Origin of the sequence: Polyangium jinanense (assembly GCF_028435265.1) — a bacterium.
GTDB classification, from domain to species: Bacteria; Myxococcota_A; Polyangia; order Polyangiales; family Polyangiaceae; genus Polyangium; species Polyangium jinanense.
Window position 1 is genome coordinate 67,377 of the sequence record NZ_JAGTJK010000009.1, and the last position, 21,970, is coordinate 89,346.

16 protein-coding genes are annotated in these 21,970 nt (G+C 69.1%); 9 read left to right on the plus strand and 7 right to left on the minus strand.

The window, feature by feature from the left end:
• Positions 1 to 45: 45 nt before the first annotated feature.
• Positions 46 to 3,432, minus strand: a complete 3,387-nt coding sequence (locus tag KEG38_RS19455) for an AgmX/PglI C-terminal domain-containing protein (protein ID WP_272421207.1) — start codon at positions 3,430 to 3,432, stop codon at positions 46 to 48.
• Positions 3,433 to 3,566: 134 nt separating this feature from the next.
• Between KEG38_RS19455 and KEG38_RS19460 the strand changes: the two genes are divergently transcribed.
• The 3 genes from KEG38_RS19460 to KEG38_RS19470 are packed head-to-tail and all read left to right on the plus strand — an operon-like array spanning position 3,567 to position 7,275.
• A complete protein-coding gene (locus KEG38_RS19460; protein ID WP_272421208.1) occupies positions 3,567 to 4,907 on the plus strand; it encodes a serine/threonine-protein kinase in 1,341 nt (446 codons plus the stop codon).
• Positions 4,904 to 6,376, plus strand: a complete 1,473-nt coding sequence (locus tag KEG38_RS19465; RefSeq protein WP_272421209.1) for a sigma 54-interacting transcriptional regulator — start codon at positions 4,904 to 4,906, stop codon at positions 6,374 to 6,376. The genes KEG38_RS19460 and KEG38_RS19465 overlap by 4 nt, the downstream gene beginning before the upstream one ends.
• Before the next feature lie 35 nt (positions 6,377 to 6,411).
• A complete protein-coding gene (locus tag KEG38_RS19470; protein ID WP_272421210.1) occupies positions 6,412 to 7,275 on the plus strand; it encodes an SDR family oxidoreductase in 864 nt (287 codons plus the stop codon).
• A gap of 52 nt (positions 7,276 to 7,327) precedes the next feature.
• On the opposite strand, the gene KEG38_RS19475 is transcribed toward KEG38_RS19470, so the two are convergent.
• From KEG38_RS19475 to KEG38_RS19480, 3 genes are all read right to left on the minus strand, one after another.
• Positions 7,328 to 8,035: a citrate/2-methylcitrate synthase gene (locus KEG38_RS19475; protein WP_272421211.1), complete on the minus strand. Its 708-nt coding sequence runs from the start codon at positions 8,033 to 8,035 to the stop codon at positions 7,328 to 7,330.
• The gene (locus tag KEG38_RS56010) at positions 7,968 to 8,501 is read right to left on the minus strand and encodes a helix-turn-helix domain-containing protein (protein ID WP_372518179.1); all 534 of its coding nucleotides are present in this window, start codon (positions 8,499 to 8,501) and stop codon (positions 7,968 to 7,970) included. The genes KEG38_RS19475 and KEG38_RS56010 overlap by 68 nt, the downstream gene beginning before the upstream one ends.
• A 151-nt stretch (positions 8,502 to 8,652) precedes the next feature.
• Positions 8,653 to 9,246, minus strand: a complete 594-nt coding sequence (locus KEG38_RS19480) for an RNA polymerase sigma factor (RefSeq protein ID WP_272421212.1) — start codon at positions 9,244 to 9,246, stop codon at positions 8,653 to 8,655.
• A gap of 310 nt (positions 9,247 to 9,556) precedes the next feature.
• Between KEG38_RS19480 and KEG38_RS19485 the strand changes: the two genes are divergently transcribed.
• From KEG38_RS19485 to KEG38_RS19495, 3 genes are all read left to right on the plus strand, one after another.
• Positions 9,557 to 9,931: an alpha-helical endospore appendage domain-containing protein gene (locus tag KEG38_RS19485; protein WP_272421213.1), complete on the plus strand. Its 375-nt coding sequence runs from the start codon at positions 9,557 to 9,559 to the stop codon at positions 9,929 to 9,931.
• A 76-nt stretch (positions 9,932 to 10,007) separates the two neighbouring features.
• Positions 10,008 to 10,325, plus strand: coding sequence for a hypothetical protein (locus KEG38_RS19490; protein ID WP_272421214.1), 318 nt, complete (start codon positions 10,008 to 10,010; stop codon positions 10,323 to 10,325).
• Between the two features lie 219 nt (positions 10,326 to 10,544).
• Positions 10,545 to 11,012: a hypothetical protein gene (locus KEG38_RS19495; protein WP_272421215.1), complete on the plus strand. Its 468-nt coding sequence runs from the start codon at positions 10,545 to 10,547 to the stop codon at positions 11,010 to 11,012.
• Positions 11,013 to 11,124: 112 nt separating this feature from the next.
• On the opposite strand, the gene KEG38_RS19500 is transcribed toward KEG38_RS19495, so the two are convergent.
• Entirely contained in the window at positions 11,125 to 13,734 is a 2,610-nt protein-coding gene (locus KEG38_RS19500) for a neutral/alkaline non-lysosomal ceramidase N-terminal domain-containing protein (protein ID WP_272421216.1), read from the minus strand.
• A 91-nt stretch (positions 13,735 to 13,825) separates the two neighbouring features.
• Positions 13,826 to 15,517, minus strand: a complete 1,692-nt coding sequence (locus tag KEG38_RS19505) for a tetratricopeptide repeat protein (protein WP_272421217.1) — start codon at positions 15,515 to 15,517, stop codon at positions 13,826 to 13,828.
• Positions 15,518 to 15,669: 152 nt separating this feature from the next.
• Between KEG38_RS19505 and KEG38_RS19510 the strand changes: the two genes are divergently transcribed.
• Positions 15,670 to 18,303, plus strand: a complete 2,634-nt coding sequence (locus KEG38_RS19510; protein ID WP_272421218.1) for a S8 family serine peptidase — start codon at positions 15,670 to 15,672, stop codon at positions 18,301 to 18,303.
• 62 nt (positions 18,304 to 18,365) lie between these two features.
• Here KEG38_RS19510 and KEG38_RS19515 read toward each other — a convergent pair whose 3' ends face one another.
• Positions 18,366 to 19,574 (minus strand): NAD(P)/FAD-dependent oxidoreductase, encoded by a 1,209-nt coding sequence (locus tag KEG38_RS19515; RefSeq protein WP_272421219.1) that lies wholly within the window; start codon positions 19,572 to 19,574, stop codon positions 18,366 to 18,368.
• Positions 19,575 to 19,642: 68 nt separating this feature from the next.
• Between KEG38_RS19515 and KEG38_RS19520 the strand changes: the two genes are divergently transcribed.
• The gene (locus KEG38_RS19520) at positions 19,643 to 20,620 is read left to right on the plus strand and encodes a GlxA family transcriptional regulator (protein ID WP_272421220.1); all 978 of its coding nucleotides are present in this window, start codon (positions 19,643 to 19,645) and stop codon (positions 20,618 to 20,620) included.
• Positions 20,621 to 20,770: 150 nt separating this feature from the next.
• Entirely contained in the window at positions 20,771 to 21,970 is a 1,200-nt protein-coding gene (locus KEG38_RS19525; RefSeq protein ID WP_272421221.1) for an acetyl-CoA C-acetyltransferase, read from the plus strand.

Sequence of the window (21,970 nt, forward strand, 5' to 3'; positions counted from 1 at the left end):
CCGCGCTCCCTCGGGAGGCGCGGCCTTTTTCGTTTCATCGATCTGTCACTCGCCGCTCGAAATCACCGCCGCCGTCCGCGCGCCTTCCCCGCCGCGCACTTCGAACTTCTTGATTGTATCGTCCAGACGAACCACGAGCTCCCCCTTCGTTGCCGGGAGGCCGCCGGTCACGAGCACGCGGTACGTCCCGTTCGATGCGGACGCCGCGATCCACGACGTGCCCGAGCGGCCCGTCCCCGGCACGATCGGCGTGGTGACGCGGCCCGCGGGATCGATCAAGACGACACGCGGACAACCCTCCACGCCCTCGCCGCACGTGAGTTTCGCCGAGATTCGTTCGCCACCGGGCTCCCCCGCCACGTAGCCCGGCGTCTCGCCCTTCTCCAGGGCATCGCGCAAGGACATGAGGGACTTGGTCAGGTTTTTCTGGGCAGCGATGGTCGCGAGCACGGCATCTCGCTCGCCGAGGACGCGGGCGCGGCAGCGGAGCGCCTCGTAGGCGCCATCCTGGTCGAGCGGGCGCAGCTCGGCGTACGAGCGGAAATGCGCGCAGGCGAGGCGCTCGTCGCCGGACGCCTCGAAGGCCCGGGCCGCGCGCTTATGCGCAGACGCATTCGAGGGGTCGAGCTCCACCTGGGTATCGAGCGCGACGAGCGTGATGTTTTCCTCGCCGAGCGCGGCCGCGGCCTCGGCAAGGAGCTCGTGTGCGCGGGCGCGGTCCGGGTCGAGTTCGACGTATTTCGAGGCCTCGCGCAGCGCCTCCTCGAATCGACCACGCGCGAGCAGGCCCGTGACCCACGCCTCACGCGCCCGGCGACTCTCGGGCGATTCCAGAGAAGACTTTTCGAGCTTGTCGAGCGTGTCCTTCCCGGCACTGCGCCAGGCCTCGTCCGCTTTGCCGATCCAGGAGGAACCCCGCCAATGGCGCGAGAGGCGCCACGGGTGTGAGGAGCGCGCGCCGCCGCCGTCGGGTGAAAACAGGATCGGATACACCACCGTGATGGTCCCGCCCTCCGGCTGGGGGAACGAGAGGCCCTGGAAGGCGCGAATCACGCAGGCGACGACGTCCGCATTCGGGAGATCGCTGCCGCCATTGGCCACGGACACGACCGAGCCGTCGCGACCGATGACGAACCGGGCGGCGACGCGGCCCGCGAGGGTCGGGTTCGACCGGAGGCCATTCTCGTAGCAGAGGCGGAAGCGCCCGAAATTCTGCCGCACGATGCGCTGGATGACCTCGGGGGGCATTCGACCGCTCACGGTCGTCGAGCCCATGCGGACGCTCGGGACCGACCGGCTCGCGTGGCTCCCCATTCCGATCCCGTCGGGCACGGACCCGAGCCTGCCGTGGCCCGTGCCAAACCCTTGCCCCGTCCCGCCCCCACCCTCGCCGACCCCGGACAAACCGAGGCCGCCCGTGCCGAATGCCTCGCCGATCGGATCGGAAGGCGCCCTCAAATGCCCGAGACCGGTTTCGACCTCCGAGGAGAGGCCATTCTTTCCCTGCGTTCGCGGAATGCCGAAAGCGGCGAACATGCGGTCGTTCTCCAGGACGAGCAGCGAGGTCAGGCGGCTCTGCACGTGGTATTGCTGCGAAAGCGCGACGGTCTCCTTGGCCGCGTCGTCGTCCACGCGCCGGCCGAGCTCGCTGATGCGCTCCGTGGCCCAGCGCCGCGCAATGACCTTTCGATCGGCGCCCGGCGCCGCCGAGAACGAGAGCGTCCGCGCTTCGAGCACGTGCATGCCATCGAATTCGCCCGAAAGCTCCACGGTCGCGCTCTCGGCCGAGGGCGCCCCGGAGAGCCGGCCCACGAGGACCATCTCTTCCCCGGCGCGCACGGCCGGGAGCTTGCGCGGGAACACGTCCACGAAGCCCGCCGGCAACGTGAGGCGCGCATTCATGAGGAGCGGGACGTCGAGGCCCTTCGCTAGGACGAGCGCGCGTTGCGCGAGCGAACCGCTGCCCGCCGCGAGCCGCTCATAGGAAGCAGAAAGCTCTTCCGCGAGCCCGCCGAGGACGAGCTCGTCAATGGAGGGACCAGCGCCGACCAGGCGAAGCTCGGCCTGTTTGTCCGACAGAACCGGCCGGACCCGCGCGGCGATCGAATCGACCTTCAACTCTCCCGCGGACGGCGCGCCATCGCCGAGATAAACGACCTGCCCTCGGCCCTGCGTCTCGATGCGCGAAATCGCGGAGACGAGGGCGGAGGCGAGATCCGAGGCGCCCTGCGGCGCGCGCTCGTGCAAGAATCGAAATGCCTCGGCGACAGACGTGTCGCTCTTCGCGGTGAGGCCACGCTCGGGGTAGGAAACGCAGGCGCTGTCGCAAAGAAGGACGGCGAATCGCTCGCCTTCCTGCAATCGGCGCAGCATGGTCTCGGCGACCGTCACCTCGGCGGAGAGGCCCTCCCGCGTGACGCCGTGGCTCGCGTCGAGGACGAGCACCTTTTCATTGCGGGGCTCGATCGAGCTGGCCTCGGGCGCCGTCGGGACCGGGACGCGGACCGCGAAATACCCGCGCCCCTCGCCGCCGCTCTCGACCGCGACGGGCAGGATCTCCGCCTGGGGACGCGGGAATTCGAGGACGAAATCGGCATTCGGGACGAACGACTCGGCCTGAAAATCAGCTTCGAGGCGGCCCGCCTCGGTGCGGAGAGAGGCCACATGCCCGAGGACCTTCGCCTCGGCCGCGGCGCCGCCCGCGTCCTCGACCGTGACGTGCACGCGGAACGAATCCATCCGGACCGCGCGATCCTCGCCGAGAGAAAGGGGATACGTGTACCGCAGGGCGCCCTTCGTCACGGGCAGGACCTCGTCGTATGCGAGGATCACCTTGCGGCTGCCGCGCGCCGGCATCGGGAAAATTTTCAAGGAGAACGAGCTGTTTTGCGTCCATTCGAGCAGCGCCGGATCACGCGGGCGCACCGTGTCGTCGACGATGCCCTGGAAAATGCGGGCCGCGCGATTCCGCTCGACCATTTCGCCCTCGACGAGCTCGTCGCCCACCCAGAGCGCGAGCCGCGACAAACTCGCGTCCGGCGGGAGCGGGAAGACGTATCGGCCTTCGAGGACCGTGGGCGTGTCGTTCGCGAGCTCCTCCTCGATCTCGGTGCGAGCGAATCCGTCGCGAATGGTCACGCGCACGGAATGCGCCCGCAGGCGCACGCCGGGGACGACGGTACTCGTGCCCGGCAGGCGCCCCGTGATCGTGCCGAAGCCGCGGGGCGCGGCGAGCGTCGGTGATTTCGTCTCGTCTTGAAGGAAGTCGTCTTCGCTGATGCCGGAGGCCGTTTCGAGAATGGCGGGGGCGCCGCGGGTCGCGGCCGGCGGGGTCCTTTCGTCGTCGATCTCGCCAGGCGCAGCGAGGCATCCGGAGAGGCCCGCGAGGAGGACGAGAGTGTGGGCCGCGACGAGAGGACGATGACGACGCATGACGACCTTCCTCGGGCCGGATCACGCCTGCGGAGCGGCCCTTTTGTCCGGGTGTGGACGCCACGGAAGACGGAAGGTTCCCGGATCCCGCGCGAAGGTGTCCGCCGGGGGCCGTTCTCGGCTACCCTCCGCCCGTGCCCGCGCCGTTCGTGCCCGAGCTCTTCGGCGACTTCCTCCTCGTACAACGACTCGCGCGGCGGGCGATGTCGGACGTGCTCGTCGCCGTCCGGCTCGGCGACCGGAGCGGCCAGACGTTCGTGCTGAAGCGGCCCGTGCTGGGCGAACGCGCCTCGGGCCGCGCCGCGCAAGCCATCCAGCGCGAGGGCGAGGTGCTCGCGGAGGTGCGCGCCGCGGCGCTGCCCGCCCTCGAGGCACGTGGCGACCTCGCAGGCCTGCCGTACGTGGCCCTCGAGCACGTGCGCGGCGCGCCGCTCGACGAGCTCGTCGCGGGCGCGGAGCCGATGCCGGAAGGCGCGGTGCGCGCGGTCGGGCTCGACGTGGCACGGGCGCTCGCAGCGCTGCACGAGAAGGGCTGGGTGCACGGCGACCTCGCCGCCTCGAACGTGATGATCGACGAGACCGGCGAGGCGAAGCTCCTCGACCTCGGCCTCGCGAGGCGCGCGGGCGAGGCGCGCCCCGAGGTCGCGGGGACGCCGGGGTATCTAGCCCCGGAGGCGGCGCTGCCCGGCGAGGCAAGCGCCGCGAGCGACGTCTACGGGTGGGCCGTCGTGGTGGCGGAGTGCGCGCTCGGGCGGCGCATCTTTCCCGAGGACGACCTCGCGTCGGCGGGCGCGCGCGGGGATCCGCCGCGGGCGCTCGCGGCGTGGGAGGCGCGCGTTCCGGGGCTCTCGGCGGCGCTCGCGCGGGAAGCCTCGCGCAGGCCCACGAGCGTGTCGATCGCGGCGGGCCTCGAAGCGCTGGCGCTCGATCGGGAAGCGCTCGCCGCGCGCGTGGAGGCGCATCGTGCGCGCGCCCCCGAGGAACGAACGTCGCTCGCCCGGCTCCCCGCGGCCGACGCGCGTGGTTTGTCCGAAAAGACCCCGCCACCCGCGCTCGCCGAGCCTCTGCCCGAGCCTTCACCCGAACCTGCGCCCGCGCCTTCAGCCCGCCCCGCGCCGCCGCCCCGACGCTCCGCCTCCGTGTATCTGGCCGTGGCCCTCGGCGCGGTGCTGCTCTTTGCGATGGGCCAGTTCTCGGCACGCCTCCCGCCGCGCAACCCGCGCGGCTCCGTCTCGCTCGCCGGCGTCGTGCCGCGACGCGCGCACGTCGAGGTCGACGGGGAAAAGGTGACTTTGCCCGCAGATGGAAGGCTGGAGCTCAGGGGCGGTGATCATACGGTCGCCGTCGTGCTACCGAAGGGCGCGCGGCGCGAGTACACGTTCCGCGTGCGCCCAAACGAGCACGTGGTGCTCGTCGCCCCGCAAAAGGGCACGGCCAGCAACGAGGACGAGGAGGCGGAGGAGCGCGAGCGATGAGCGACGGCGAGAGCAGGACGAAATTGCTCGGCAGCGCCCCGAGCGGGTCGGGGGGTCGGCGGCCCGTGACCGAGGTGATCGACGCGACGAGCGGCCCCTCGGTGCGCCGCATTCGCAAGCTGCGCGTGGTCGTGGTCGACGCGCCCGACGCGCGTGACCAGGGCGCCGCGCACGTCTTCGCGCAGGACGAGGTGCGCGTCGGCTCGAGCCTCGACGTCGACGTGACCCTGCGCGACCCGGCCGTCTCGCGCGAGCATCTCGCCGTGCGCCTCGGGCCTCACGGCTTCTCGCTCACGGACTTCGGCTCCACGAACGGCACGTTCGTGGGCGACCTGCGCATCGAGCGCGTGGCCATCACGGACGACACGCTCGTGCGCCTCGGCAACAGCGTGCTGCGCCTCGAACCGCTCGCCGAGACGGTCGAGCAGGAGATCAGCCCGCGCGCGCGCTTCGGCCGCATGCTCGGCGCGAGCCCCGCGATGCGCGAGATGTTCGCGCTGCTCGAGCGCGTGGCCGCGAGTGATCTGACGGTGCTGCTCGAAGGCGAGACGGGCACGGGCAAGGAGCTCGCGGCCGAGGGGCTGCACGAGGCGAGCGGGCGCGCGGGCGCGTTCGTCGCGGTGAACTGCGGGGCGATCCCGCGGGAGCTTTTGGAGAGCGAGCTCTTCGGGCACGAGAAGGGCGCATTCACGGGCGCGGTGCGGGAGCGGCCGGGCGCGTTCGTGGCGGCGGATCGGGGGACGATCTTCCTCGACGAGGTCGGCGAGCTGCCGCTCGACATGCAAGCGAAGCTGCTCCGCGCGCTCGAGCGACGCGAGGTCAAAGCCGTGGGCTCGGATCGGTCGCGCTCGGTCGACGTGCGTATCGTGGCGGCGACGAACCGGTCGCTCGCGCGCGAGGTGCAGGCGGGGCGATTCCGGCAGGATCTCTACTATCGGCTCGCGGTGGTGATCGTGCGGGTGCCGCCCTTGCGGACGCGGATCGAGGACCTCAGACTGCTCGTGGATCACATCCAGGACGAGCTCGCGCGGCGGCGCGCGGCGTCGGGTTTGCAGCCGTGCGCGCGGCTCGACGAGACGGCGATCGCGATGCTCTCCCGCTACGATTTCCCGGGCAACGTGCGGGAACTGCGCAACATCGTGGAGCGCTGGGCCGTGCTCGGCGCCTTCGCCGCGCCGGGCGAGCCCGCGGTGAGCCCACGGGCCGAGGAGCGCAAGGCCGAGGCCCCGCCGAGCCCCGAAACGCCGAAGGAGACGGCCCACGCAAGCGGGGTCGAGGCGAATCTCCTGAAGCTGCCGTATCACGAGGCGAAGGATGCCTGGGTCGAGCGCTTCGAGCGGGCCTACGTGGAGGCGATCCTCGCGCAGTCGGGCGGCAACGTGTCGCGGGCGGCGCGCGAGGCGGGCGTGGATCGGCGGCATTTGCAGCGATTGATGGCCCGGTTCGGGATCCGCGCGACGAGCGAGTGAGACGCGCGGTAGACTCCGGGCCCTGGGGGGTTTCCATGAGTCAACCGCGTATTCTCCTCGCCGGCGCGACCGGCGCTGTCGGCTCCGAGGTGCTGCGTCTCCTCCGCGAGCGTGGCCATTTCGTGCGAACGTTCTCCCGGAGCGCGAAAAACGCCGAGAAGATCCGCCCGCTCGCGAGCGAGGTCGTCCTCGGGGACGCGACGCGGGCCGGTTCGCTCGGCGAGGCGCTCGCGGGGATCGACGTCGTCGTGTCCTGCCTCGGCGCGAACGTGGCGCTCGGGATGAGCGAGCGTCGCTCCTTCCGCGACGTGGACGTCGCGGCCCACGCAAACCTCCTCGAAGCTTCGCTTCGCGCCTCCGCCAAACGTTTCGTGTATCTCTCCGCGCACCCCGGGCCCGGATACGATCACACGCGGTACATCCGGGCGCACGTCGAGACGGAGGACATGCTGCGCGCCTCGGGCCTCTCGTGCTCGTTCGTCCGGCCAACCGGGATTTACTCGGCGCTCGGCGATCTGATCGACATGGCCCGCATGGGATTCGGCTCCGTCGCCGGCGACGGGACGGCAAAGGCCAATCCCGTGCATCCTATCTGCGTCGCCGAGGCCATGGTCTCCGTGGTCGAGGAAGGCCCGGAGTTCGTCACGGTGGGCGGCCCGGAGGTCCTGACCCGCGAGGAGATCATGCGGCTCGCATTCGACGTCGTGGGCAAAAAGCCGCGGATCATGCACGTGCCGCCCGGCGTATTTCGGTTCTGGAGCGCCGGCCTGCGCCTACCGCACCCGCGCCTGTCCGATATGCTGGAGTTCGTCGCGGCCGTCATGACCACGGATTCGGTGGCCGAGGCGCGAGGAACGCGCCCGCTCCGGCCGTGGTTCGAGGCGCTCGCACGTCAGTAACGATGTTCGGCTTCGAGGACGTGCGCGACGAGCCCGGCCACGCGGCCGACCGCTAGAATGGCGGCGCGCCCGGCGGCAATCCGAGCGCCGCGGCGAGGGCCACGAGCCCCACTTCGAGGCCGGGCTCCCCGCAACCGCGCGCGAATCCGACGAGATCCAGGGCGCGCTGGAGACGTCTATCCGCGGGCGCAAAGGATGCAGCGGCCTCGAGCAGAATCGCCGCGCGGGGGTCCGCCCCGGCAAGACGACCGAAGCCAGGAATCGGGGTCCCGCTGTCGAGCCGCTCGGCCACGAATTCCCTGACCTTCGCCGTCGTCTCGAGGACGTCGATCCAATCGGCGAGCTCCGCGCATACCCCGGCGTGCTCGTCCCCCGAGAGCGCCTCCACGCCCGCGAGCACGCAGGCCGCGAGGCTGCCGCCCGCATGCGCGGCGGCGCGCGCGGCGAGCGCGGGCGGATCAACGGCATGATCGGCCACGAGCGAGAGCGCGCGATCGAGCAGCGCCACGCGCGTCGGCGCGCTGGAATCCCCTTCCGAGGGGGGCCACGCAATGGCGAGGCTCTCGGCGAGGGTCGAGGCGCGGGCGGCCGATAGAGCGCGCGTGACGCCGCGGCAGGTGGCGGGCAATGCGGCGACGAGCCGGAGCAGCGCGCGCGCCTCGACGAGGTTCGCTTGTGGGTCCGGGCTGGGGTTACCGTGCCGGTGTAGCGCCCAGAAGAGGATACCCAGGCGCACCACGTCGAGGGGTGCCGAAGGCAAGGAGAGGAGCACGAGCGCATCGCAGGCCCGGCGCAGGATTGAAAGGACGTCGCGCCGCTCCTCGTCGGACGAGGGCCACGCCCAGTCTCGATCCTCCTTCGAGGGGAGCCTCCCGGACCATGAGGAGCTCGGCCACGGCCTCGAACGAGTTGCCCTCGCGCACGAGGTCGGCCACGGCGTGCCCTCGATAACGTGGCCCCTCGGGGGACATCTGCGTGATGAACGTCCGGGACGAGCTTCGCTCCACATCGGAATCAGGCCCGGACCTGCCGGCGTGCGCCTCGCTCCGAGCTTTCAATCGCTCGACGTCCTCGCGCAGGTAATACCTGCCGCGCCCCCCGGGGCACGGGACGCTTCGCAAGAGGCCCCGGCTCACGTAGGTGTAGAGTGTTGCCCGCTTGACGGAAAGGAACGCTACGGCCTCGTTCGCCGTCAGGAACCCAGGACCCGGCGCGGTCGTCGTCATTACGCCCCCCGATTGTACAAGTGTATAGAAGTGTCGACCAAGCTATCACCAAGCCGAGGCGCGTTGCGCGCGGGAGTCGAGGTAAAATGGGTCGGACAATGTCATATCCGGCCCGGGCCGTATAAAACATATCCGGCCCGGGCCGTATGCATCAGCGTGTGGAGAGACGGCTTTCCACCCGGCGCGTGATTCCGCGGGGCCTCGTCTCCTCCACGTGCGTCGCGAGCTCGTTGCGTAAACGCGTTCGCGCGTCCTGGATACGCTTTCGTACGGTCTCGGGCGAGAGCGAGAGCTCGCCTGCGATGTCCTCGTAAGGTTCTTCCTCGACGAGACGGAGCTTCGCGGTCTCTGCGAGTCCGGGCGGCAAGCCGTCGATGGCCCTCCTTACGAGCACGTCGAGCTCGCGCCGCATCTGCTCGGCCTCCGGAGACTCGGCGTGCGCCGATTCGATCCCCCCTTCGATCGTGAGCCGCTCGATCGCGCGCCTTTTGATCGCGCGCTCCCGGTGAATGTCGACACAAGCGTTCCGCGCGAGCCGGGTCAGCCAGGCGCGCACATTCGATATCTCGCCCGGGCGCTGCGTGAGCTCCTCCATGGCGAGCACGGCGACCGTGCCGAGCGCGTCGCGCGCGGCCTCGGGATCCCTTCCTGTCCAGCGAAAGCAGAGCTTCCGGAGCTGTGGCTCGGATTGCGACCACGCCTCTTGAAAAGAGGCACGCGTGAAGCTCTGGTTCTCCCCCCCCATGAGCAACCTCCCCAATCGACGCGACGCGCCAGTCGAGCGCGTGCAGGTAAGTTGAATATTGCCGATGATTCGATGGAGGAGCGGCCCCGTCAATATCGATTCGCCAATCGACACGGGAATCGTCGAGACACGCGATCGTGTCCGTCCGCGTCGGATGCCGATAGCGGTCCGGGAAAACGACGCGCGAGCGTCGATTCTCTGCTCACGAAAACGACGCCTCGTTCGTCATTGCTAGTGCCCGCAGCGATAAACGAAACGGCTCATAGGGAGCCGGACGCCGCGGGGCATTACGAATAAGAAGGAAGAAACCATGAGCCAGGTCAATATCCCCAATTTCCCGAACCTCCCCGACTTTCAGCGCGAAGACGTCGCGTCCCTCGTCCTCATCTCGATCGCAATGGAGGAGATGGGTCTCTCGCACATCCTCAACGCCGAGGGTGAGAAGATTCAGTGGGTCCTCGGTACGCTCCCGGGCCAGACGCCGACGCCGGTGACGCCGGCGACCGTGGACGAGATCCTCGAGGTCAACGAGTCGGTTCGGGACACGCTCGAGCAGGTCGTCGCCAAGAATCTCCTCCTCTTCATGAAGGCCGGGAGGGCGATCCGCTTCCTCGAGGCCACGCCGGGCGGTACTGGTAGTGGTGGTGGGGCCCCGGCCCCGGCCCCGGCGCCCGTACAGCCGTGAACGAGCCCGATGCGCGCGCCGCGGCTGCCCAGGAGGGGGGCCGCGGCGCGCCATCACCTCGTGAAGGGAGGGCGCGATGACCAGGGAGGGACACGACTGGTACAAGAAGATCATCGCCGTCCGATGCGAGGAGATCCAGCGGCGCCTGGATTCGGTCGACCGCATCATCGAGCTCGAATACACGCTGATGGCGCGAATTTCGAGCGAATGGCCGAACCAGGCCACGAGGACGGGTCGCCTGGCCATGCAGGTCCTCGTGACGGCGTCGACATATCGATTGATCCTCGAGCTATGGCGAGAGTATCTCGAATCGATCCTCGAGCCCGAAAACTTCCGCTGGACGACGGCCCCGCCGCCGCCCGGTTGGCCTTACGAGCAACTCGAACAGCAGTAATCGATCTCGTACCAGCCTCCCTCGGCGCCCGTCGCGCCGGTACCCGAGCCGCCCCGGTGCGCGCGATGCGCCGCAGCGGGCGCGGAATTCCGCAGGTGCGGCGCTTGCTCCGCAGGCCGAGATCTCGCAAAATCCGCGGATCACAAGGCCCGGACGCCTGGCATGCCGCGTGCTCTTCCTCCGCTCGAACCACGGCATCGCCCGTAAAGGAGCCCCGCCATGTCGAGCCTTCGTACTTTCGTTCGCCCCCTCGCGTTTGCCCTCGCCTTCGTGTTCGCGACCGCCCCGCTCGCCGCCTCCGCCGAGGAGAAGGGCAAGGCGCCGAGGGTCGAGAAGGTCGACAAGAAGAAGCACGGCAAGGGCGAATTCCCCATGGAGTCGGCCCGCTTCGACGAGAAGGTCGAGGAAAAGATCAAGCACGCGCGCGAGCAAATGGAGTCGCTCCTCGCCGCGCATCCGCTGCCGGAGTCGATGAAGGCGCAGATCCGCAAGGATTTCGAGGCGGGCGCCGCCGCGATCCGCGCCGCCGCGAAGGAGGCCGGCAAAGACGGCAAGGTGACGCGCGACGAGGCGAAGGACGTGAAGAAGCTCGCGAAGGAGCTGAAGGAAAACGCGCGCGAGAAGTTCGGCAAGGAGGCGCGGCGCGACGGGAAGAAGCGCGAGAGGCGCGAGAAGCGCGCGAGTTAGAGCGCCGAACTGTTCGGCGCTCTGCGAGATCGCAAAGCGAACTCGCCTCGGGGTGAATCGTCCGGGCTTTGCCCGGACGAGAAGGGGACGCGAGGCGTCCCCCTCGGGACAATCAAGGAACGGTCAGCGTCCCGCCATTGCCCGCCACGTCGCGAATCTCGACCGATTGCGCATCCAGCGCCTCCTGCATCGTGAGCGGCAGGCTGGCCTTGCCCTCGGCGTCGGGATTGACCTCGACCGTCTTCGTCTGGTTGTTCGCGAACGTCACCGTCACCGTCCACGGGCCGAGCAGCGGCACGCCCGAATCGCTCGGCCCCACCCGCAAAGCACGAAGCCCCGGCGCCGTCCCGAGGTTTGCCACGAGGTCGATCGACGAGGCGCCACGCGTCGCGGTCGACGCAGACGAAAGCGGCGCGGCGACGACCTCGAACGACGGGCTCGTGATCTCGTAGGTCGTCTCGCCGGATGCCGCGAGCGCTTTGCCCTTCACGCGGAAGCGGTATTTCCCGAGCGGGAGCGAGAATGGCAGCATCGGTTTCTGCGCGGAGAAGAGGTCCGACGGGACGGGCTGCCACGTCGCCGTGTAGACGTGGTGCTCGGGCACCTCCGCATGCACCGGGTCGGGCGAGTACGTCGTGACAATCGTACCCTCGTACGAGGTGGCCGGGCGGCCCTTCGCGTCGGCGAGCGGCTGGTACATGCCGAGCGCCGCTTCCCGCTCGATGAATACCTCGGGCATGTCGATGGCCGGATCGCCGCCATACCAGGCAAACCGCGCGGCGCCGACCGCCCGCGAAACCTGCGGCACGGAGACCTCCGCGGCCACCGTGTCCGGCCAGAAAAGCACGGGGGACACGGACGCCGCCGTGCCATGATCGGTGGTCTCGAGCTTCGTGATCGGCGCCTCGTCGGGGTATTTCCAGGCGGTGAAGCGCGAGCTGCCGACTTCGGGATCCTCGATTTCGGGCGTCCACGCGAGCTTCGCCGCTTCGAGCACGCCGGCGAGGATCAGCTCGCCTTCGAGCGGGCCCCAGACGTTGATGCTCGGCTCGTAGCCGCCCGCGAGCCAATCCTCGCCCGTGAGAATGTATCCGACGTGATCGTCGGCATACCCGATGAGCAGCGTCCGATCGGGGCCCGCGGGCGAAAGGCCACGAAGATAAGCTGCCCAGGGCGCGACCGGTTCGCCGGGCGCCGTGACGACGAGGTAATCGCCGGTCGGCGTGCCCGAAATACGCAACGCCGCGGCCGTCGTGCGGACAGAGTCGCAGAGCGGCAGGGGCATGTCGGAGCCGACGTCGAAGAGGCCGAAGATGATGCCGCCGCCCTTGGCGATTTCGAGGCACGAGCCGTAGACCGGCATGCTGAGCGCCCCGGGCAAACCGGCGATCGCGCCCGTGCCGCTCTGCTCGCCGCACAGGCCCGCGCCGGCGTAGGTGTTGAACTCGTCGATGGGGCTCTTGACCTTGCCATTCTCGTCGAGGAAGACGCCGTCGGGCACGTACTCCTCGACGTTCGGATCGTACGGCGCGTAGCGGAGCTCGGTGCCGTCGGGGCGCTTCACGACGCCGTCGCGGCCGATGTAGTAGCTCCGCGTGACGATCTCGAACGCAGCCTTGTCGCCGGTCTGAACGCTGCCGATGATGGGCGCGATGAGCTCGGTCGCGCGGGCGCCGAGCGTCTCCAGGCGCGGAATGTCGAGGCACCGGAGCGAGTCCGGACAGGAGGTGCGGCCGTCGTGGCCCGCGGGCGAGACGTCGCCGGCCGCGCCCTGCACGTGCATGACGGGATATCCGAGCTCGGCGCTCAGCGCGCGCGCGATGGCGCCGGGGGCGTCGGTCGAGACGAGCGGGTTGTCGCCGCCGCCGATCGTGCCGTGAATGGGGAAATCGACGAGGGCCGCGAGGGGCGTGCCGTCGGCCTTGTCGACACGCAGGACCCAGAGCGTCGGGTCCTTTCGCTTGCCCGCGTCGTTGCCGTCGGGCCCGGGGAGCATGTTGTTTTCGCCGCGCCGGTCGCGGTTGACCTCGTCGTTCGGGTCGAAGTCCTTCTCGACCGTGACGCCGATCTTCGCGGGGGCGAGCCCGCCGAGCGCCTGCTCGATGGCGTCGGCCATGGCGGCGATGGCGCGCTCGGCGAGCGCGGATTTCGGGCGATCGACGCCGGGCATGAGGATGAAGCTCGGCTGGTAGCCGGCCCAGGCGGCGTGGCTATGCGAGGCGGTCATGATGATGCGGCCGCGCATGGAGCCGTCGGGGGCGACCTTTGATTCGAGCTCGAAGAGTGTGTTCTCGTTGAGGAGCGGCGCGTCGACGCGGACGATGACCACGCGCTCGCCGCCGGCTTCGAGGGCGAGGGCCTCGGCGCGTGGCGCGTCGTGGATGCCCACGGTGGGCACGAGGCTCTTGCCGAAGCGCCGGGGGCGGTCGTCGACGGGCTTGGCACCGCCGAGGCCGACGGTGCGCGAGGCGTAGCCGCCCACGGGCGTGCCGATGGGCATGGGCAGGACGGCGGCGCCGTAGCCGGCCTTGACGTCCGTCGGAGCATTTGCCGGTTTGGACGGGCGCTCCGGTGGGGTTTCGAACTGGCAATGGGCCAGCGGATCAACCGCGGTCGGGGGGTTTTCCGTTATCGGTTTGTCATCGCCCCCGCAGGCAGCAAAGGTCGCCCCGAGCAACCCGAGGGCGATCCATCCAAGCGTCTTCTTGCGTGTTTTCGTCACCGAAGGCCTCCTCGCGGGCGAGGATAGCCGAACCGGCTTGGAGCATCGAAAAGTTCGTGACGCGAGGCGTCCCCCTCGGGGCGAGGAGGTTTCAGAACCGGGAGGCTTCGAGCCGGATGTCGGCGCGCGCGAAGGCGACCTCGAATCGGCGAAGGACCTTCGCCGCCTCGGACGCCTTGCCCTGGAGCTCGAGCGCATGGGCGAGGCCGAAGAGCGAAAACCCGTTCTCCGGCAGGTTTTCGAGGTCCTCTCGATAGACACGCTCGGCCTCCGTGGCCCTCCGCGCGCGGAGCAGGACGGCGCCGAGGATCTGCCGCGTCGGGTGGTGCCAGTCCGGCGGTTCCATGTAACGGAGCTCGTCTTCGAGGACGACCGCGAATTGGAGCTCGCGGATGGCCGTGTCGAGATCGCCCCGATCCGCCGCGAGCTCGCCACGCGTGACCGCGAGGGCGACGCCCAGGACGGCGCTCGGCGAGTTCACGCCGGACACCGTGGTCCTGAGGAGCGAGGGCTCCGCCGCAATCTTTTCCAGCGCGGCGAGCTCGCGATCCGCGGCTTTCACGTCGCCGAGCCGGGAGAACGCAATGGCCCGGGCGTAATGGTACACGCCGCGCGAGTAGGCGCGATCCTCGGGCGGCGCTTCCGCATGCAGGATCTCTTGCCACCGGCCGAAACGAACCAGGGCATAGAGGGGTGCGGCCAGGAAATGCTCGACCATCGTGGCCATGGGTTCGCCGTGGCCGTGCGCGGCGTGTCCGAGACGCCGCGGGATCGAGCGCGCAACCCGAAGCGCCTCCTCGGACTTCCCTTGGAGCGCCAACACGGCCCACAGGAAGTGTACGTTGTGCGTCCGGTACATGACGAGGTACATGTTCGAGGGATCGGCGAGGGGCGCGTACCTGTCGTCGGCGACGATGGCGCGCTTGTTGGCGATCGCGGCGTCATCATAGCGGCCCAGGCGAAGGTAGATGTGCGACGGCATGTGCACGAGGTGCCCGGCGCCAGGCACGAGGTCCGCGAGCCGCTCGGCCGCGTCGAGCGCACGCGCGGGGTGCGACGAGGACTCGACGACATGAATGTAGTAATGGTTTGCCCCGGGATGGTTCGGATCGAGCTTCATCGCCCGCTCCAGCGCGGACATCACCTCCTCGGTATTCGCCCGCGGCTTCCCGCGCTCCCAGTAATTCCAGGGGCTCAGGTCCATGAGCGCCTCGGCGTACAGCGCGAGAATGTCCACGTCGTCCGGGATGCGCTTGGCGACCTTCTTCATGGCCCCGGCATAGGCGACATCGAGCGGGGCGCGATCGGCCACGGGGGCGGGCGCGTATCGCATCGCGAGGGCCTCGATGAGCTCGCACTCGCGGCGCGTGACGCTGTTCGCGGTCGCGAGCGCGCGGGCGCGCTGGATGTGCGCATACGCGCGCGGGACGGCGTCGTCGCTCATGGGAGCGTTGATGTTCGGGCCGAGCACGAGCGCGGCCCCCCAGAAACACATCGCGCAGCCGGGATCGAGGCGCGCGGCTTCGAGGAACGAGCGCTCCGCCTCGGCGTGGTTGAAGGCATAAGCCAGCGTCATGCCCTGGTTGAAATAACGCTGGGCGGAGGGGACGCTGGTGGTGATGGGGAAGTGGAGCGATCCCATCCCTTCGAGCACCGGCGCCGCCGCGGATGGGTTCGTGATCTCGCCGGCAACGTCGCTCACCGCGGCGCGCGGGGCGAGGAAGGACGATGCGGCGAGCAAACCGAAAACAACGAAGAGCGTCTTCCGCGATGAAATTCGCATTTTCACCCTCCCCGGCCGCCCTTTCGGGGGCATGTTCGAAGGCAATGGGGCACGCCTCCCCGACGGCAAGTCCTCCCACCCTCTTGACGCCCGGTTGCGGCGGGGGCACTGGTCTGGAAAGGGCCCCAAACGCGGCGGCCGAAGAGGTACACATGAGGCGCTTTCGCTGGATTCACCTACTTGCATTGCCCTCCTTGCTCGCGGCTTGCGGCGGAGAGCCCGACGGGGAACAGGCGGATGGGAACGGGGACGCGTACGATCCCTCGTCGGTCGTGACGCGCGAGCAGAACGAGACCCCCGAGTTCTGGTTCGTGGAGCTCGAAGAGAAGCCGCTCCTGCGCGGCGGGTCGGAGTCGTTGCTCCTCCAGCAAAAGGTCGTGTTCAAGGCCGAGGCCGAAAAGCGGGGCATCTCGTACACCGAGCGGCTCTCGTTCCACCGGCTGTGGAACGGCCTTTCGATCCGGGTCGCGCCCGAGCACGTCGCGGAGCTCGCACGGATTCCCGGCGTGAAGTCGGTCTGGCCGGTGGTCCCGATCCAGCAGGAGGACACGCCGGAGGACGGCGGACCGCAGATGGACATGGCGACGGCGATCGCGATGACGGGCGTCGACATCGCGCGGAGCCAGCTCGGGCTCACGGGCGCGAATGTCCGCGTCGGCATCATCGACAGCGGCGTCGATTATGATCACCCCGATCTCGGCGGCGGCTGCTTTGGTCCGGGGTGCCGGGTCCAGTACGGCTACGATTTCGTCGGTGACGGGTTCCAGTCGGGCGTCGCGGGGGCGTATGCCATTCCCGACGCGGATCCGGACGATTGCGGCGGTCACGGCACGCACGTCGCCGGCATCGTCGGCGCGAATGGCGCGGTCGTCGGCGTCGCCCCCGAGGTCACGCTCGGCGCGTATCGCGTGTTCGGCTGCGCCGGGTCGACGAGCACGGACATCATGATCCAGGCCATGGAGCGGGCGCAGCAGGACGGCATGCGTGTCGTCAACATGAGCATCGGCTCCGGGTATCAATGGCCGCAGTATCCGACGGCCGTGGCGGCGTCGAACCTCTCGAAGAACGGTACGATCGTCTCCTGCTCGGGCGGCAACAACGGCGACCGCGGCGTCTGGGCCACGGGCGCGCCGGGCGTCGGGACAAACGTTTTTGCCTCGGCCTCCGCCGAGAACACGCACGTCGCGCAGCTCTCGTTTTCGATCACGCCGGACGCCAAGTCCTTCGGGTACAACGTGGGCACGGGCGTGCCTCCCGCGCCGCTCACGGGCACGCTGGAGATCGTGGCCACGGCGACGGCGAATACGATTACCACGGACGCGTGCAACGTGAATCCGCCGGCGGCGGGGAGCCTCACGGGCAAGGTGGCGCTCATCAAGCGCGGCGGCTGCACGTTCTTCGAGAAATCGAAGAATGCGCAGGCCGCGGGCGCCTCGGCCGTCGTCGTGTACAACAACGCGGCCGGCGCGCTGGTCCCCGGCGTCACGATTCCCACGGGTTCGCCCGCGGGCACGACGCCCGTGGGGATCCCGGTCGTCGGCATTACGATGGCGGAAGGTGATCTCATCGTCCAGCGCCTGGGCGCGGGGGCGGTGTCCCTGACATGGACGGACGACACGGTCACCTCGCCGAACAGCGTCGCCGGGCGCATTTCGACGTTCAGCTCGTGGGGCGCAGGGCCGGATCTTTCGTTCAAGCCGGACCTCACGTCGCCGGGCGGGTCGATCTATTCGACGTATCCGCTGGAGCTCGGCGGGTACACCTCGCAGAGCGGCACGTCGATGGCCTCGCCGCACACGGCGGGCTCGATCGCGTTGCTCATCCAGGCGACGGGCGAGACCGATTTCGACGCGATTCGCGCGCGGCTCCAGAACACGGCGGAACCGCTCCTCTGGGGCATCGATCCGTCGACGGGCATCCTCGACAGCGCGCATCGGCAGGGCGCGGGCCTCATTCGCGTCGACAAGGCCGCGGTCACGACGGCCAGCGTGTGGCCGAGCCGAATCGCCCTCGGCGAGACGACGGGCCCCACGACGCAGACGATCACCCTGAAGAACGACGGCAATGAGCCCATCACGTACGACGTCTCGCACCAGCCGGGCGCCTCGTCGGTGGGCACGTACGGCACGCCGGCGGCGCTCTCGAAGACGGACGTGCCGCCGACCGCGGACTTCAGCGCGCAGAGCGTGACGGTCCCGGCGAACGGCACGGCGACGGTGGAGGTCACGATCACGCCGAACCCGAACCTCGCCGATCAAGGCGTGTACGGCGGCTTCATCAAGTTCGCGCAGACGGGCGGCACGACGACGCTGCGCGTGCCGTACATCGGCTTCAAGGGTGATTATCAATCGATCGTGGCGCTCGTCCCGACGGCGCAGGGCTTCCCCTGGCTGTCGCGACAGAACAATTCGACCAATCCGCCGACCTACAACAAGCAAAACGCGGGCGCTGTCTTCACGATGTCGGGGACGACCAACGTGCCGAACGTCACCCTGCACGTCGAGCACCAGGTGACGACGATCAAGGTCGACATCGTCGAGGCTGCGGGCCTTCAGAAGCCGTGGGGCACCGCCTACACGTATACGTACGTCGGGCGGAACGCGGATCCGACGGGCACGTATTCGTTCGCCTGGAATGGGACCACGACGATCGGCAAGAACGTGGTCACCGTGCCGAACGGCAATTACGTGATGAAGATGAGCGTGCTGAAGGCGCTCGGCGACGCGAACAACCCGGCGCACTGGGAGACCTGGACGTCGCCGTCGTTCAAGGTCGAGCGGCCCTGACGTTCGCAGCGCGGGGGGGGGCTCCGATCGGCCCGGAAAGCCGATCGCCCCCCGCGCTGAATTCAGCCGAAGGTGATCAGGGGGTCGCCCGCGGCGAGCGCTGTAGCGCGGTTCGGAGCGGGGGGATAAATCCACATGGTATTGATCGCGCGCTTGCGCTCCTTGCCCGCGGCGGCCGTGAGCTTGATCTGGCGATCCCAGCCTTCCGCGTAGAGAGCTCCCCATTCCCCGAGGTCGAGGCAGGTGGCGTAAAACCGCTGCCGGTATTCGAGCGTGGGAACGCCGAGGAGGTCGGCCACGACATTGTGCCCCCCGAAACGGCCCATCGCAATGGCGTGCTGGCACGACATGAGGGCGTAATGGCCCTGCTCGTCGGTGAGCGCGCGGGCGACGTCACCCGCCGCGAAAACGTGCGGTGTGCCGACGACACGCAGGTCCGGGGTGACTTCGACGCGGCCGAGGGGATCGAGCGAGGAAGAGACCTGGGCCGTGAGGCTGCTCGCGCGCATGCCGGCGGTCCAGACGACGGTGTGGGCCTCGATGCGCTCGCCGGAATTGGTCACCACGCCGCCGGCATCGATGGACGCGACGGCGATGCCGCTCCGATATTCCACGCCGAGGGATTGGAGCGCCTCCACGATGACGGGACGCGGGTTCTCACCGAGGCCGCCGCCGACCTCCCCTCCCCTTTCGACGATGATCACCGAGATCTTCGCATTCGCGCCGAACACCTGTCGCAAGCGCAGGGGCAGCTCCGTGGCGAGCTCGAGCCCCGTGAATCCGCCTCCTGCGACGACGACCGTATTTCGCGCGGGCGTCTCGGGCAGGGCGGCGAGAGCCGCGAGGTGCTTGTCGAGCGCGACGGCATCGCCCAGCTGATCGACGGAGAAGGCATGCTCCGAGAGGCCGGGAACGGGCGGTCGGAAGAGCTTGCTGCCGCTGGTGAGCAGCAGCCGATCATAAGGCAAGCTGCGCCTCGCGCCGTTTGTCGCAATCACGTCGACCTGCGTGTCGCGGGTCCGGATTTCCGCGACGGACCCCTCGACGAAACGGACGCCGATCGCATCGAGGAGTGGCAAAAGGGGCGCGCTCATGTCCTCCGGAGAGGGCTCGTAGAGCCGCGGGCGAATGTGGAGGGCGGGCTGCGGAGAGACGAGCGTGACCTCGACGTCCGCGCTGGTTTTTCCTTGCTGGTCGAGCAGCCGCGCGGCCGCCAGAGCGCCCCAGACTCCGGCGAAGCCTCCTCCGACGATCAATACTTTCTTCGACATGCTACCTCTGGTATGGCGAGGAGGGCCTGCCGCCAATGCCATTGACCCCTGATTTTCGGCCAACGTGCGTGAGCCAACCGCGGCTCGTGCTGTTCGTGGCGCTTCCCGGGATGGGGCTGCTTGACCTGACCGGGCCACAGACGGTGTTCTGGGCCGCGTCGCGCTACATGGAGGCGGTCGGACGGCCGGGCTACGCGCGACGAACCGTGAGCCTGACAGGCGGGCTCGTGCGCGCGGCGGAGGGCGTGGAGCTCGATACGTCGCCGGTCGCGGAGTTCACGGGCCAGGAGGTGGACACAATCGTCGTGCCCGGCGCCCCGGAGATCGAGCAAGCGCTCGACGGCGCCACGGAGCTTGCGTGCTGGCTCGCCGAAATGTCCCGCAGGGCGCGGCGGACGGCCTCCGTGTGCACCGGAACGTTTTTCCTGGCCCAGGCAGGGCTCCTCACGGGAAAACGAGCCGCGACGCACTGGTTGATGTGTGACCTCTTGAAGAAACGTTTTCCCTCGGTCGAGGTCGATCGGGATGCGATCTTCGTGCAGGAGGGGCCGGTCTGGACGTCGGCGGGCGTGACGGCGGGAATCGATCTCTCCCTGGCGCTCGTAGAAGCGGACTGCGGGCGGGACATCGCGATGAAGGTGGCGCGCGAGCTCGTGGTTTTCCTCAAGCGGCCGGGCGGGCAGTCGCAGTTCAGCGAGGTGTTGCAATCGCAGGTCGAAGACGGCGGAGCCTTCGACGATCTGCACCACTGGATCTCGGAAAATCTCGGCCGCGAGGATCTGACGGTCGAGCTGCTCGCGAAAAAAGCAAGGATGAGCCCGCGGAACTTTTCGCGCGTCTACCGGCAGACGACGGGACGAACGCCGGCGAAGGCGGTGGAGATGTTCCGGCTGGAGGCGGCGCGGCGGCTGCTCGAAACGTCAACGCGCAACGTGGACGAGATCGCGCGGCAGTGCGGATTCGGCAATGAGGAACGGATGCGCGTGACGTTCCAGCGGCATCTTTTCGTGTCGCCGATGGAGTACCGCATGCGGTTTTCGAGGTGAGGGTTCACGCTCCCGCGGCGCGTGATTCGCGCATTTCTTGCGCTCGAACGAGAGCGAGCGGTTGCAAACCGATCGATGTTCTAGGGGACTTGCCCGGCACGAAAGTCCGGCGCATGCTCCCGGCCCTCACAGGACATGCACGGAGAAAACATGGCCAAGCTCAGCAAGGACATCGTCATCGTGGGCGCGAAGCGCACCGCGTTCGGGACGATGAATGGCGCGCTCAAGGGTGTCACGGCGAACGATCTCGCGGCGCACGCGGCCAAGGCTGCCCTCGCGCAGGCCGGCGCGGCGCCGACCGACGTCGGACACGTCGTCGTCGGCAACGTCATGCAGACGAGCGCCGACGCCATCTACTGCGCGCGCCACATCGGCCTCAAGGCGGGCGTGCCCATCGAGGTCCCGGCGCTCACGGTGAACCGGCTTTGCGGCTCGGGGTTCGAGGCGGTCGTGCAGGCGGCCCAGCTCCTCCTGCTCGGCGACGCCGACGTGGTGCTCGCGGGCGGCACCGAGAACATGTCGCAGGCGCCGCACGTGCTCCGCGGCGGGCGCGAAGGCTTCGCGTTCGGCAAGGCCCCGGCGCTCGAGGATTCGCTCTGGAGCGCGCTCACCGATAGCTACGTGAATTCGCCGATGGCCATCACGGCCGAAAATTTGGCGGCGAAATACAACATCTCGCGCGCCGAATGTGACGAATATGCGCTCCGCAGCCAGAAGCTCTGGGCCGCGGCGAACGAGGCGGGCGCGTTCAAGGACGAGATCGCGCCGATCGAGCTGCCGGGCAAGCGCGGGGCGCCGCCGGTCTCGTTCGCGGTGGACGAGCACCCGAGGCCGCAATCGACGCCGGAGGCGCTGGCGAAGCTCGCGCCCGTCTTCAAGAAGGACGGCACGGTCACGGCCGGCAATGCGAGCGGCATCTGTGACGGCGCGGCGATGCTCGTCGTGACCACGGCGGAAAAGGCGCGCGAGAAGGGCTGGACGCCGCTCGCGAGGCTCCTGCAATGGGCGTCGGCGGGCGTGGATCCCTCGATCATGGGCATCGGCCCGGCGGCCGCCATTCCGAAGGCCCTCGAGCGCGCGGGGATTTCTTTCGACGCAGTCGACCTCTTCGACGTGAACGAGGCGTTCGCGCCGCAATGGCTCGCGGTGCAGAAGGAGCTCGGGATTCCGCTGGAGAAGGCGAACGTCAATGGCGGGGCCATTGCGCTCGGCCACCCGCTCGGCGCCTCGGGCGCGCGCATCACGGCGCACCTCGTCCACACGCTGCGCCGCACGGGCAAGCAGATCGCGGTGGGCAGCGCCTGCATCGGCGGCGGGCAGGGGATCGCGGTCGTCCTCGAGCGACTCTGA

What these genes read in the sequence shown, in the direction of transcription:
- KEG38_RS19455 (WP_272421207.1), bottom strand. Translation starts at nt 3,432, where the DNA reads ATGCGTCGTCATCGTCCTCTCGTCGCGGCCCACACTCTCGTCCTCCTC.
- KEG38_RS19505 (WP_272421217.1), bottom strand. Translation starts at nt 15,517, where the DNA reads ATGCGAATTTCATCGCGGAAGACGCTCTTCGTTGTTTTCGGTTTGCTC.
- KEG38_RS19470 (WP_272421210.1), top strand. Translation starts at nt 6,412, where the DNA reads ATGAGTCAACCGCGTATTCTCCTCGCCGGCGCGACCGGCGCTGTCGGC.
- KEG38_RS56010 (WP_372518179.1), bottom strand. Translation starts at nt 8,501, where the DNA reads ATGACGACGACCGCGCCGGGTCCTGGGTTCCTGACGGCGAACGAGGCC.
- KEG38_RS19525 (WP_272421221.1), top strand. Translation starts at nt 20,771, where the DNA reads ATGGCCAAGCTCAGCAAGGACATCGTCATCGTGGGCGCGAAGCGCACC.
- KEG38_RS19490 (WP_272421214.1), top strand. Translation starts at nt 10,008, where the DNA reads ATGACCAGGGAGGGACACGACTGGTACAAGAAGATCATCGCCGTCCGA.
- KEG38_RS19485 (WP_272421213.1), top strand. Translation starts at nt 9,557, where the DNA reads ATGAGCCAGGTCAATATCCCCAATTTCCCGAACCTCCCCGACTTTCAG.
- KEG38_RS19495 (WP_272421215.1), top strand. Translation starts at nt 10,545, where the DNA reads ATGTCGAGCCTTCGTACTTTCGTTCGCCCCCTCGCGTTTGCCCTCGCC.
- KEG38_RS19515 (WP_272421219.1), bottom strand. Translation starts at nt 19,574, where the DNA reads ATGTCGAAGAAAGTATTGATCGTCGGAGGAGGCTTCGCCGGAGTCTGG.
- KEG38_RS19510 (WP_272421218.1), top strand. Translation starts at nt 15,670, where the DNA reads ATGAGGCGCTTTCGCTGGATTCACCTACTTGCATTGCCCTCCTTGCTC.
- KEG38_RS19480 (WP_272421212.1), bottom strand. Translation starts at nt 9,246, where the DNA reads ATGGGGGGGGAGAACCAGAGCTTCACGCGTGCCTCTTTTCAAGAGGCG.
- KEG38_RS19465 (WP_272421209.1), top strand. Translation starts at nt 4,904, where the DNA reads ATGAGCGACGGCGAGAGCAGGACGAAATTGCTCGGCAGCGCCCCGAGC.